Source organism: Arthrobacter sp. 7Tela_A1, from assembly GCF_049311065.1.
Lineage (GTDB): Bacteria > Actinomycetota > Actinomycetes > Actinomycetales > Micrococcaceae > Arthrobacter_B.
Genome location: NZ_JAXIOO010000001.1, coordinates 169,514 through 181,083 on the forward strand (window position 1 = coordinate 169,514; position 11,570 = coordinate 181,083).

The 11,570-nt window shown below is 66.8% G+C and carries 11 protein-coding genes; 9 read left to right on the top strand and 2 right to left on the bottom strand.

Going from position 1 to position 11,570, the window contains the following annotated elements; translation table 11 throughout:
- Positions 1-42: 42 nt before the first annotated feature.
- From argC to TVB01_RS00885, 9 genes are all read left to right on the top strand, one after another.
- The gene (gene argC, locus TVB01_RS00845) at positions 43-1,074 is read left to right on the top strand and encodes an N-acetyl-gamma-glutamyl-phosphate reductase (RefSeq protein ID WP_422453358.1); all 1,032 of its coding nucleotides are present in this window, start codon (positions 43-45) and stop codon (positions 1,072-1,074) included.
- Positions 1,074-2,243: a bifunctional glutamate N-acetyltransferase/amino-acid acetyltransferase ArgJ gene (gene argJ, locus TVB01_RS00850; protein ID WP_422453360.1), complete on the top strand. Its 1,170-nt coding sequence runs from the start codon at positions 1,074-1,076 to the stop codon at positions 2,241-2,243. The genes argC and argJ overlap by 1 nt, the downstream gene beginning before the upstream one ends.
- A gap of 11 nt (positions 2,244-2,254) precedes the next feature.
- Positions 2,255-3,181 carry an acetylglutamate kinase gene (argB, locus tag TVB01_RS00855; protein WP_422453362.1) on the top strand — a complete coding sequence of 309 codons (927 nt, stop codon included), beginning with the start codon at positions 2,255-2,257 and terminating at the stop codon, positions 3,179-3,181.
- On the top strand, positions 3,178-4,434 hold the full coding sequence (locus TVB01_RS00860; protein ID WP_422453363.1) for an acetylornithine transaminase: 1,257 nt from the start codon (positions 3,178-3,180) through the stop codon (positions 4,432-4,434). The genes argB and TVB01_RS00860 overlap by 4 nt, the downstream gene beginning before the upstream one ends.
- Positions 4,431-5,396: an ornithine carbamoyltransferase gene (argF, locus tag TVB01_RS00865; RefSeq protein WP_422453365.1), complete on the top strand. Its 966-nt coding sequence runs from the start codon at positions 4,431-4,433 to the stop codon at positions 5,394-5,396. The genes TVB01_RS00860 and argF overlap by 4 nt, the downstream gene beginning before the upstream one ends.
- The gene (locus TVB01_RS00870; protein WP_422453367.1) at positions 5,393-5,929 is read left to right on the top strand and encodes an arginine repressor; all 537 of its coding nucleotides are present in this window, start codon (positions 5,393-5,395) and stop codon (positions 5,927-5,929) included. Before argF ends, TVB01_RS00870 begins: the two co-directional genes overlap by 4 nt.
- Before the next feature lie 104 nt (positions 5,930-6,033).
- On the top strand, positions 6,034-7,242 hold the full coding sequence (locus TVB01_RS00875; RefSeq protein ID WP_422453369.1) for an argininosuccinate synthase: 1,209 nt from the start codon (positions 6,034-6,036) through the stop codon (positions 7,240-7,242).
- Positions 7,243-7,246: 4 nt separating this feature from the next.
- Entirely contained in the window at positions 7,247-8,716 is a 1,470-nt protein-coding gene (gene argH / locus TVB01_RS00880; RefSeq protein ID WP_422453371.1) for an argininosuccinate lyase, read from the top strand.
- 108 nt (positions 8,717-8,824) lie between these two features.
- Positions 8,825-9,373, top strand: coding sequence for a pyridoxine/pyridoxamine 5'-phosphate oxidase (locus tag TVB01_RS00885; RefSeq protein ID WP_422453373.1), 549 nt, complete (start codon positions 8,825-8,827; stop codon positions 9,371-9,373).
- A 69-nt stretch (positions 9,374-9,442) separates the two neighbouring features.
- Here the strand turns inward: TVB01_RS00885 and TVB01_RS00890 are convergent, their stop codons facing one another.
- Positions 9,443-10,975 (bottom strand): tripartite tricarboxylate transporter permease, encoded by a 1,533-nt coding sequence (locus TVB01_RS00890; RefSeq protein WP_422453374.1) that lies wholly within the window; start codon positions 10,973-10,975, stop codon positions 9,443-9,445.
- On the bottom strand, positions 10,972-11,514 hold the full coding sequence (locus tag TVB01_RS00895) for a tripartite tricarboxylate transporter TctB family protein (protein WP_422453376.1): 543 nt from the start codon (positions 11,512-11,514) through the stop codon (positions 10,972-10,974). The genes TVB01_RS00890 and TVB01_RS00895 overlap by 4 nt, the downstream gene beginning before the upstream one ends.
- Positions 11,515-11,570: the final 56 nt, after the last annotated feature.

Genomic DNA, 11,570 nt, shown 5'->3' on the forward strand with positions numbered 1-11,570 from the left:
ATTATGAAGCCTCATGCATAAAACTGCTGTAGGGTGGTTGGCATGACGATTTCCGTAGCTGTATCAGGTGCCAGCGGCTATGCCGGCGGCGAGGTCCTGCGCCTGCTCGCCGGCCATCCCGGCGTCGAAATTGGTGCCATCACCGCGCACAGCAACGCCGGTTCCCGGCTCGGCGAACTCCAGCCGCACCTGCATGCCCTGGCTGACCGGATCCTGGTGGACACCACCGTTGAAAACCTGACCGGGCACGACGTCGTTTTCCTGGCCCTGCCGCACGGCGCCAGTGCCGAGATCGCAGCCCAGCTGCCCGAAGATACCCTGGTTATCGACGCCGGCGCCGACCACCGGCTCACCGATCCCGCCGCGTGGGAAAAGTTCTACGGCTCCCCGCACGCCGGGTCCTGGCCCTACGGCCTGCCCGAACTCCCCGGCCACCGCGAAATCCTCCGCGGCGCACGCCGGATCGCCGTTCCCGGTTGCTATCCCACGTCCTCACTGCTGGCCCTGGCGCCCGGTTTCGCAGCCGGCCTGCTGGAGCCCGACGACGTCGTCATCGTTGCAGCGTCCGGCACCTCCGGTGCGGGCAAAGCAGCCAAGCCGCACCTCCTCGGCTCCGAGGTGATGGGCGGCATGAGCCCCTACGGAGTGGGCGGCGGACACCGGCACACCCCCGAAATCGAACAGGGCCTCTCCGCCGCAGCGGGGGAGCAGGTCTCCATTTCCTTCACGCCGACGCTGGCACCCATGGCCCGCGGCATCCTCACCACCGCGACGGCGAAAGTCCGCCCCGGCGTCGACGCCGCCGCGCTGCGCTCAGCCTGGGAAGCGGCCTACGCCGATGAACCGTTTGTCCGGGTACTGCCCGAAGGCCAGTGGCCCGCCACCAAGATGGTGGTCGGCTCCAACTACGCCGCCCTGCAGCTCGCCTACGATCCACACGCGGGCCGCGTGATTGTCTCAGCCGTGATCGACAACCTCACCAAGGGCACCGCCGGCGGCGCTGTCCAGTCCATGAACATCGCCCTGGGCCTCGAAGAGACCACCGGGCTCACCCTGCAGGGAGTAGCACCGTAATGAGCACCAACGCAGCAACCGGCATCACCGCACCGGCCGGGTTCCGCGCCGCCGGCGTCACCGCGGGCCTGAAGGCATCCGGCGGACGCGACGTCGCACTGGTGGTCAACGACGGTCCCGCCAAGGCAGCAGCAGCGGTGTTCACCCGAAACCGCGTCGCCGCGGCTCCCGTGCACTGGTCACGCCAGGCAATCTCCGACGGCCGGGCCGACGCCGTGTTCCTGAACTCCGGCGGCGCCAACGCCTGCACCGGGCCGCAGGGTTTCCAGAACACCCACGCCACCGCCGAGAAGGTTGCTGACCTGCTCGGCATTTCCGCGAACGACGTCCTGGTCTGCTCCACCGGCCTGATCGGCGAGCAGCTGCCCATGGACAAGCTGCTGCCCGGCGCGGAAGCCGCAGCCCAGGCGCTGGCCTCCGACGGCGGCGCCCTGGCTGCCGAGGCGATCATGACGACGGACACGGTCTCCAAGCAGGCCGTCTTTGAAGGCTCCGGATACAGCATCGGCGGCATGGCCAAGGGCGCCGGCATGCTGGCTCCGGGACTGGCCACCATGCTGGTGGTCCTCACCACCGATGCCACCCTCGGCGCCGAAGCCCTGGATATAGCGCTGCGGACCGCCACGGCGGTCACTTTTGACCGCACCGATTCCGACGGCTGCATGTCCACCAACGACACCGTGATCCTGATGGCTTCCGGAGCCTCCGAAACCACGCCGGACACGGAGGAATTTACCCGCGGACTGACCGAGGTGTGCCACTCCCTGGCCCAGCAGCTGATCACCGACGCTGAAGGTGCCAGCCACGACATCGCCATCACCACGGTCAATGCCGCCACGGTGGCCGACGCCGAGAACGCCTCCCGCGCCGTCGCCCGTTCCAACCTGTTCAAGACCGCGATCTTCGGCAACGATCCGAACTGGGGCCGGGTGCTCTCCGCCGTGGGCACCACCGACGCTGCGTTCGAGCCGGAGAACATCAACGTCACCATCAACGGAGTGCAGGTCTGCCGGAACGGCGGCATCGGCGACCCGCGGGAGGGCGTTGACCTGACGGGCCGCGCGGTCAGCGTGGAAATCGACCTGGCTGCGGGCAGCGAATCTGCCACCATCTGGACTAACGACCTGACCACCGACTACGTCCACGAAAACTCGGCGTACAGCAGCTGAACGGGATCACCATGAGCACTCCATCAGAAGTCCGCGAACAGCTGGCCGCGCAGGACAAGGCCGCCACGCTGATCGAAGCGCTGCCTTGGATCCAGCGCTTCGCCGGAAGCACGATTGTGATCAAATACGGCGGCAACGCCATGATCAACGATGAACTGCGCCAGGCCTTCGCGGAAGACATCGTCTTCCTGCACCACGTGGGCGTCCACCCCGTCGTGGTGCACGGCGGCGGGCCGCAGATCAGCGCGCTGCTGGACCGGCTCGGCATCGAATCCGAGTTCAAGGGCGGACTCCGCGTCACGACCCCGGAAGCCATGGACGCCGTCCGCATGGTGCTCACGGGGCAGGTTGGCCGTGAACTGGTGGGCCTGGTCAACTCCCACGGGCCCTACGCCGTTGGCCTCTCCGGTGAAGACGGCGGGCTGCTGCAGGCCGTCCGGACCGGAACCGTCATTGACGGGGAAGAAGTGGACCTGGGCCTGGTTGGAGAAGTCGTCGGCGTGAACCCCGGCGCCATCCTGGACCTCATCGAAGCCGGCCGGATCCCGGTCATTTCCACGGTCGCTCCGGAAATCGGCGCCGACGGCAACCCCACCGGGCAGGTGCTCAACGTCAACGCCGATACCGCGGCAGCCGCCCTGGCCGTCGCGCTGGAAGCCTCCCGGCTGGTGGTGCTCACCGACGTCGAGGGTCTCTACGCCAACTGGCCGGATAAGTCCTCGCTGATTTCTGCCCTGACCGCCGCGGAACTGCGCCAGATGATGCCGTCGCTGGAATCGGGCATGATCCCGAAGATGGAGGCCTGCCTGGCAGCCGTCGACGGCGGTGTGGACCGTGCCGCCGTCGTGGACGGCCGGATGGCGCACTCGATGCTGCTGGAAGTCTTCACGACCGCCGGCATCGGCACCCAGATCGTTCCGGACGGAGAGAACGCATGAGCACCGCCAACGTTCCCGCTGCTCCGGCAGCGCCGCAGCTGGTCGACACATCGGGCACCGGCAGCGAGTGGCTGGCCCGCTACACCGAGTCCCTGATGGGTGTCTTCGGCACCCCGCAGCGCGTGCTGGTCCGGGGAGAGGGCTGCACGGTCTGGGACGCCGACGGCAAGCCCTACCTGGACCTGCTCGGCGGGATTGCCGTCAACGCGCTGGGCCACGCCCACCCTTCCGTCGTCTCGGCCGTCACCGCCCAGCTGAACACGCTGGGACACATCTCCAACTTCTTCACCAGCCCCCCGCAGATCTCGCTCGCCGAAAAGCTGCTGGAACTGGCGCAGGCACCGGCGGGCTCGAAGGTCTTCTTCACCAACTCCGGCACCGAAGCCATCGAAGCTGCGTTCAAGCTCGCCCGGCGGAACTCCGCCGGCGAACGCACGCGGATCCTTGCCATGGACCATGCCTTCCACGGACGGACCATGGGAGCGCTGGCCCTGACGGCCAAGCCCGCTTACCGGGAGCCATTCGAACCGCTCCCGTCCGGCGTCGCACACATCCCCTACGGGGACGTGGATGCCCTGCGTGCCGCCGTGGATGAAACCGTTGCTGCCGTCTTCATTGAGCCCATCCAGGGTGAAGCCGGTGTGCAGGTGCCGCCGGCCGGTTACTTGGAAGCCGCTCGGCAGATCACCCGGGACGCCGGCGCCCTCCTGGTGTTCGACGAAGTGCAGACAGGCATCGGCCGCACCGGAACCTGGTTCGCTTCCGAGGGCGTCCTGCCCGATGCGATGACGGTCGCCAAGGGCCTGGGCAGCGGCTACCCGATCGGTGGGCTGATCACCTTTGGCCCCGAGGTCTCCGCACTGCTCGCCCCGGGCCAGCACGGAACCACATTCGGCGGAAATCCCATCGCCACGGCTGCGGGCCTGGCGACGCTCTCCGCCATCGAATCCGGGGACATCCTGGCCAACGTGAACGCCATGGGGGAGCAGCTTCGTGCCGGAGCGGCCCAGGTGCCCGGTGTCAGCTCGGTCCGCGGCCGCGGACTGCTGATCGGCATCGACCTGGAGCAGGAGACCGCTCCCGCAGCGGTTGCCGCAGCCCTGGACGCCGGTTTCATCATCAACGCCACCGGACCGGCGACCCTGCGCCTCGCGCCGCCGCTGATCCTCACCACCGACCAGGCAGCAACCTTCCTGGAGAAGCTTCCCTCCATCCTGCAGGCCGCCGCGGCCACGACGATCGGACAGCCATGACCCGCCACTTCCTTGTTGACACCGACCTCACCCAGGCTGAACAGGCTGAAGTCCTGGACCTCGCGGATGCCCTGAAGAAGGACCGCTGGAAATATCAGCCCTATGCCGGCGAAGGCTCCGGCCGGCAGACCGTCGCGGTCATCTTCGACAAGACTTCCACCCGGACCCGGATCTCCTTCGCGGCCGGGATCGCGGACCTTGGCGGCGTGCCGCTGATCATCGGCGCCGGCGAATCCCAGCTTGGCCACAAGGAGTCCATTGCGGACACGGCCAAGGTTATGGAACGCATGGTCTCCACGATTGTCTGGCGCACCTACGCCCAGTCGGGGCTGGAGGAAATGGCCGCGAACTCCTCCGTGCCGGTCATCAACGCGCTGTCGGATGACTACCATCCGTGCCAGCTCCTCGCCGACCTGATGACGATCCGCGAACACAAGGGCACGCTGGCGGGCCTCACCCTGACCTACCTGGGGGACTGCGCCAACAACATGGCCAACTCCTACCTGCTGGCCGGCGTCACCGCCGGAATGCACGTGCGCGTTGCTGGCCCGGTGGGCTACCTGCCCGCCCCGGAGATCGTCGACGCCGCGGCGGCCCGCGCCGCGGAGACCGGCGGTTCGGTGATGATCACCACCGACGCCGCGGAAGCCCTCGCCGGTGCCGACGTCGTCGCCACCGACACCTGGGTATCCATGGGCCAGGAAGACGAAAAGGCCGCCCGGCAGGAGCTCTTCCGCGACTACGCCGTGGACTCGGCTGCCATGGCACAGGCTGCGGAAGACGCCGTCGTGCTGCACTGCCTGCCCGCCTACCGCGGCTACGAAATCTCCGCCGACGTCATAGACGGGCCGCAGTCCCTGGTCTGGGACGAGGCAGAGAACCGGCTGCACGCGCAGAAGGCCCTCATGGTGTGGCTGATGGCGAGGTCCGGCCTGACCGGGATCCCGGAGGAAGCGGTATGACCATGCCCACCACCAAGACGGCCCGCCAGGCTCGGATCCGGGCGCTGCTGACCGGCTTGTCGGTGCGGTCGCAGGCCGAGCTGGCGTCCCTGCTGGCGGACGACGGCGTGCAGGTCAACCAGGCGACGCTGTCGCGCGACCTGGTGGAACTCGGTGCCGTGCGCATGCGCGGCAAGGACGGCGTGCTGGTTTACGCCGTTCCGTCCGAGGGCGGGGAACGCCGACCGCAGTCCGGTGTCAGCCAGGAAGTGCTCGACGCGCGCCTGGCCCGGCTCTGCGGCGAACTGCTGGTGACAGCAGAGGCCTCCGGGAACATCGTGGTGCTGCGCACCCCGCCGGGAGCGGCGAACTTCCTCGCACTGGCGATCGACCACTCGGTGATCCCGTCCATCCTGGGAACCGTGGCCGGCGACGACACCGTGCTGCTGGTAACCCGGGAGCCCGACGGCGGCGCCGAACTCGCAGCGCGTTTCCTCTCCATTGCGGACGAGGCTACGGCCAGCGGCCAGGCACCCGACAATCGAATACTGTAGAAGCTGACTCCGCAGGGTTTCCTTCCCGGCTACGCAGCTTCCCCCCACTTTTACAAACAACCGCAGCGCACCGCGCTGCACTCAACGCAAAGAGGAGCACATTCGTGAGCGAACGTATTGTTCTGGCCTACTCCGGTGGCCTGGATACGTCTGTAGCCATCGGCTGGATTGCCGAGGCAACCGGCGCCGAGGTCATCGCAGTGGCGGTCGACGTCGGACAGGGCGGGGAATCCCTTGAAACCATCCGCCAGCGTGCCCTCGACTGCGGCGCCGTCGAGGCCTACGTGGCCGACGCCCGCGACGAGTTCGCTGCGGAATACTGCATGCCGGCGCTGCAGGCCAACGCCCTGTACATGGATTCCTATCCGCTGGTCTCCGCGCTCTCCCGCCCGGTAATCGTCAAGCACCTGGTCGCCGCCGCCCGCGAATTCGGTGCCACCACCGTCTCGCACGGCTGCACCGGCAAGGGCAACGACCAGGTCCGCTTCGAGGTCGGCATCCAGACCCTGGGCCCGGACCTCAAGTGCATCGCCCCGGTCCGCGACCTGGCCCTGACCCGCGACAAGGCCATTGCCTTCGCCGAGGAAAAGAACCTGCCGATCGTCACCACCAAGAAGAACCCGTTCTCCATCGACGCCAACGTCTGGGGACGCGCGGTGGAAACCGGCTTCCTGGAAGACATCTGGAACGGTCCCACCCCGGACGTGTACGAATACACCGCAGACCCGGCCTCCGGCATCGCCGCTGACGAAGTTGTCATCACCTTCAAGGAAGGCGTTCCGGTAGCGATCGACGGCAAGCCCGTTACCCCGCTGCAGGCCATCGAGGAAATGAACCGCCGCGCCGGCGCCCAGGGCATCGGCCGGATCGACATCGTCGAGGACCGCCTCGTGGGCATCAAGAGCCGCGAAATCTACGAAGCCCCCGGAGCCATGGCCCTGATGGCCGCGCACCGCGAGCTCGAAAACGTCACCGTCGAGCGCGAGCAGGCACGCTTCAAGAAGACTGTTGGCCAGCGCTGGACCGAACTGGTCTACGACGGCCAGTGGTTCTCCCCGCTGAAGAACTCCCTGGACGCCTTCATCGGGGACACCCAGAAGTACGTCTCCGGCGACATCCGCATGGACCTGCACGCAGGCCGCGCAACCGTGACCGGACGCCGCTCGGAGTCCTCGCTGTACGACTTCAACCTCGCCACGTACGACACCGGCGACACGTTCGACCAGTCCATGGCCCGCGGGTTCATCGAATTGTTCGGCATGTCCTCCAAGGTTGCCTCCGGCCGCGACCTGCGGCTGTCCGAAGGAAAGTAAACACATGAATAACGGCAAGCCGTCAATCGAATCAGTGGCCGCGCAGCCCGGAGCCGCCGGCTCCGGTTCAACGGTCCAGGGTGCGCTGTGGGGCGGCCGCTTCGCCGGCGGTCCGGCCGACGCGCTGGCAGCCCTGAGCAAGTCCACCCACTTCGACTGGCGGCTTGCCGGGTATGACATTGCAGGCTCCCGGGCGCACGCCCGGGTTCTGCACAAGGCCGGGTTGCTGAACGACGAAGAACTCGCCGGGATGCTCAAGGCCCTGGATGAGCTCGACGCCGATGTGCGTTCCGGCGCGTATCTCCCGGCTGAGTCCGACGAGGACGTGCACGGTTCGCTGGAACGCGGGCTGATCGAGCGCGCCGGAGCCCAGCTGGGCGGCAAACTCCGCGCCGGCCGCTCCCGCAACGACCAAATCGCCACGCTGGGCCGGATGTACCTGCGCGACCACGCCCGGATCATCGCCGCAGGCGTCCTGGCTACCGTCGACTCGCTGGTGGAACAGGCCGAGAAGCACCTGGGTGTGGCCATGCCCGGCCGCACCCACCTGCAGCACGCCCAGCCGGTCCTGCTCAGCCACCACCTGCTGGCCCACGCCTGGGCCCTGCTGCGCGACGTGCAGCGGCTGGCTGACTGGGACAAGCGCGCCGCGGTGTCCCCCTACGGATCCGGCGCGCTGGCCGGGTCCTCGCTGGGCCTGGACCCCAACGCCGTTGCCACGGACCTCGGGTTTGACTCCGCAGCGTGGAACTCGATCGACGGCACCGCCTCGCGCGATGTGTACGCCGAGTACGCCTGGGTCGCCGCCATGATCGGCGTCGACCTCTCCCGGATCAGCGAGGAAATCATCCTCTGGGCCACCAAGGAATTCTCCTTCGTCACGCTCGACGACGCCTTCTCCACGGGCTCCTCGATCATGCCGCAGAAGAAGAACCCGGACGTCGCCGAGCTGGCGCGCGGCAAGGCCGGCCGCCTCATCGGTGACCTGACCGGACTGCTGGCCACGCTCAAGGGACTTCCCCTGGCGTACAACCGGGACCTGCAGGAGGATAAGGAACCGGTCTTTGACGCCACGGACACCCTGGAGCTGCTGCTTCCGGCCGTCTCCGGCATGATCGCCACCCTGGTCTTCAACACCGAACGCATGCAGTCGCTGGCGCCGCAGGGCTTCGCCCTGGCAACGGACATCGCCGAGTGGCTGGTCCGCCAGGGAGTGCCGTTCCGCGAGGCGCATGAGCTGTCCGGTGCCGCCGTGAAGCTGGCCGAATCCCGCGGCGTCGAACTCTGGGACCTGACTGACGAGGAATACGCCGGCATCTCGGAGCACCTGACGCCCGAAGTCCGCACCGTGCTTTCGACCGAGGGTTCGCTGGACAGCCGCAGCAGCCAGGGCGGCACCGCCCGCTCGGCCGTGGAGTCGCAGCTGGCCGAGCTGAAAAAGCAGCTCGATGCCGCCCGCGTCTTCGCTGCCTAAGCCTTCCCCCCGCCCAAATCGAGATAGCAGAAACTGCCCGTATGACGCCTCATACGGGCAGTTTCTGCTATCTCGATTCAAAGGGGAAAGGGAGTTAAGGTTTGCAGCATGCCCAACCCGAACCTTCGCCTTACCCTGCGGGCGCTGCCCGACTTCGCCGAGAACCTCCCCGGCTTCGACCCGGATCAGGCGCCGGAGGATCCGGCCGAGCTGCTCCTGGCCTGGCTGGATGAGGCCTTGGCCGCGGGAGTGCCGCAGCCGCACGCCTTTTCGCTCGCGACGGCGGACGCGTCCGGGAACCTGTCCTCCCGCATGCTCATCCTCAAGGACCTCGACGCCGAAGGCTGGCATTTCGCTACCTCGCGGACCTCACGGAAGGGGCGGGAGCTTGAGCAGAACCCCCGTGCCGCCATGAACTTCTACTGGTACGCACAGGGCCGCCAGATCCGGGTGGCCGGAGACGTGGTGCAGCTCAGCCCGGAAGCCTCCGCCCGCGATTGGGACGAACGCCCCGGCGCGGATGGCTCGGAGAACCCGCTCTGGCAGCTCTACGCGCTGCAGCCTGCCGAGTACGAGTTCTGGCAGGCCGATCCCGGAAACCGGCACATCCGGCACCGGTATCCCTCCGGCAGGCCAGGGGTGAGTGCCGAAGATTAAACGAAAAGCCCCCGGACGCCTGTACTTGGCAAACAGCCAGGTACATCCGCCCGGGGGCTTTCCCGCATGCTACGGCAGGGGCGTCTGCTCAGGAACGCGCGCCGCTGCCAGCCGGCGGCGCTTGGCCTGCTGCCGCAGCGGCGGGACAATCAGGGCTGCTGCGGAAATCGCGAGGAGCAGCAGGGCGATCGGGCTGGTGAAGACGGAGTTCCAGCCGTCGGTAATCAGCGCCCGGCGCAGGTTCGCTTCAGCCAGCGGCCCGAGGATGAGGCCAAGAACTGCAGGTCCGGCAGGGAACCCGAAGCGCAGCATAAAGAGCCCAATCAGGCCGAAGATCATCATCATGAACACGTCGAAGACGCTGTTGCTGATGGAGTATGTTCCAACCATGCAGAAGATCAGGATGATCACCCAGAGGTAGTGGCTCGGCAGCTCCAGCAGCTTCACCATGCCGCGCATCCGCACCAGGCTGAGGCCCAGTGTCAGGATGGTCGCGATCAGCATGATGGTCACCAGCGAGGAGACCAGATCCGGATGGGTGCTGAAAAGCGCCGGCCCCGGCTGGATGCCCCAGATCATCATGGAGCCGATCATCACCGCCATGACGGAGTCCCCGGGAACTCCCAGAGCCATCGTGGTGGTGACGCTGCCGCCCAGCGTCGCGGTGCTGGATGTGTCCCCTGCGGTCAGGCCCTCCAAGGAGCCCTTTCCGAATTCTTCGGGATGCTTGGAAGCCTTCCGGGCATTTTCCCAGGCGATGACGCCGGCAATGTCCCCACCGACGGCGGGGACCAGGCCTACAACTGAACCGGTGGCCGCACCGATGCCCATGGGCTTCAGCAGCCGGCGCATAAGCTTTCCGTCCGGCATCCAGCGGCCCATCTGGGTCACGGGCTTCACATGGGTCTCCTGCCGGGCCCTGGTGAGGATCTGGTTCAGCACTTCAGCGACACCGAAGAATCCGATGATGACGGCGATAAACGGGATGCCGCCGTTAAGCTCCAGGATGTTCAGCGTGAAGCGTGCATCGCCCGTGATCGGGTCACGGCCAACGGTGGCGAGCAGCAGGCCAAACGCGCCGGCTGCCAGGCCCTTGATGACGCGTCCGGAGGAGACACCTACCATCATGGTCAGCCCGAACACGACGAGTGCGAACATCTCGGGAGGACCAAACTGCCGGGCGAATTCCGAGAGCGGCACTGCGGCGACGGCCAGAATGATGATGCCAACGATCATGCCGAAGGCTGATCCAAACGCCGACGTCGTCATGGCCAGTCCCGCTTTGCCTTTAAGTGCCAGCGGGTAGCCGTCAAAGGTCGTGGAGATGGATGCCGGTGTACCGGGGGTATTGATCAGGATGGCCGGCACCCTGTCCCCGAACTGGGCGGCAACATAAATGGTCAGCAGGACTGCCAGGCCCTGGATGGGTTCCAGGGTCAGCGTAAAGCCGCTGGCAAGGGCGACCGCCATGGTTGCGGTGACACCCGGAAATGCGCCGACCAGCATGCCGACAGCGATGCCGAGCCCAATGTAAAGGAGGGTATCTACCTGAAGGACGGTCATGATGCCGTCGGTAACGGGGGATGCGGCAATCGAAATCATAGGTTCACTCGCAATGCGACGACGAAAAGGAAATGGAGGATGGCCGCGACAATGGCCGGGAACATAAGCAGCGGCTTCCAGCCCCGTCCGCCGTAGAGGAACGTCAAGGCCATGGTGGCAGCGAAAGTGACCAGCCAGAACTGCAGGACGTTCCAGAGCAGGAGGTAGCCCACCAGGATGACTGCGGTTCCAGCCAGCCGGCCGAGACCCCAGGACGTCATCGGGTCCGGGACGTTGGTGCTGCTTACCCCCCGGAGCACATTGACCAACGCCATGAGCACTCCGCAGGCGATGAGGCACCAAGCCAGCATGGTGGGCCAGAACGGCGGGCCAAGTTCCACCCGAACGCCGGAGTTGATGTCCTGGGCCATAATCAGGACGGTAATGCCCAGGCCGAGGGTGACACCCGCGGGGATCAGCTCCCGAAGCCGATGAGCCCTGTCCGTGACCAGGACAGCCGGTTCGAGGAGTGCGTCGTCGCCCTGGATTTGCACGGTCTCGGCAGGATCGCCTTCGACGGCAGATTCGTTATTTCTCATATTTGGTTCCTTCTCTGGATCCGGGGCCCCCCCCCCGGCCCCCCCCCCGAGAGCGC

Excerpts from the sequence above, each read along its gene's own strand:
- argC (WP_422453358.1), top strand. The coding sequence starts at position 43 with ATGACGATTTCCGTAGCTGTATCAGGTGCCAGCGGCTATGCCGGCGGC.
- argJ (WP_422453360.1), top strand. The coding sequence starts at position 1,074 with ATGAGCACCAACGCAGCAACCGGCATCACCGCACCGGCCGGGTTCCGC.
- argB (WP_422453362.1), top strand. The coding sequence starts at position 2,255 with ATGAGCACTCCATCAGAAGTCCGCGAACAGCTGGCCGCGCAGGACAAG.
- TVB01_RS00860 (WP_422453363.1), top strand. The coding sequence starts at position 3,178 with ATGAGCACCGCCAACGTTCCCGCTGCTCCGGCAGCGCCGCAGCTGGTC.
- argF (WP_422453365.1), top strand. The coding sequence starts at position 4,431 with ATGACCCGCCACTTCCTTGTTGACACCGACCTCACCCAGGCTGAACAG.
- TVB01_RS00870 (WP_422453367.1), top strand. The coding sequence starts at position 5,393 with ATGACCATGCCCACCACCAAGACGGCCCGCCAGGCTCGGATCCGGGCG.
- argH (WP_422453371.1), top strand. The coding sequence starts at position 7,247 with ATGAATAACGGCAAGCCGTCAATCGAATCAGTGGCCGCGCAGCCCGGA.
- TVB01_RS00885 (WP_422453373.1), top strand. The coding sequence starts at position 8,825 with ATGCCCAACCCGAACCTTCGCCTTACCCTGCGGGCGCTGCCCGACTTC.
- TVB01_RS00890 (WP_422453374.1), bottom strand. The coding sequence starts at position 10,975 with ATGATTTCGATTGCCGCATCCCCCGTTACCGACGGCATCATGACCGTC.
- TVB01_RS00895 (WP_422453376.1), bottom strand. The coding sequence starts at position 11,514 with ATGAGAAATAACGAATCTGCCGTCGAAGGCGATCCTGCCGAGACCGTG.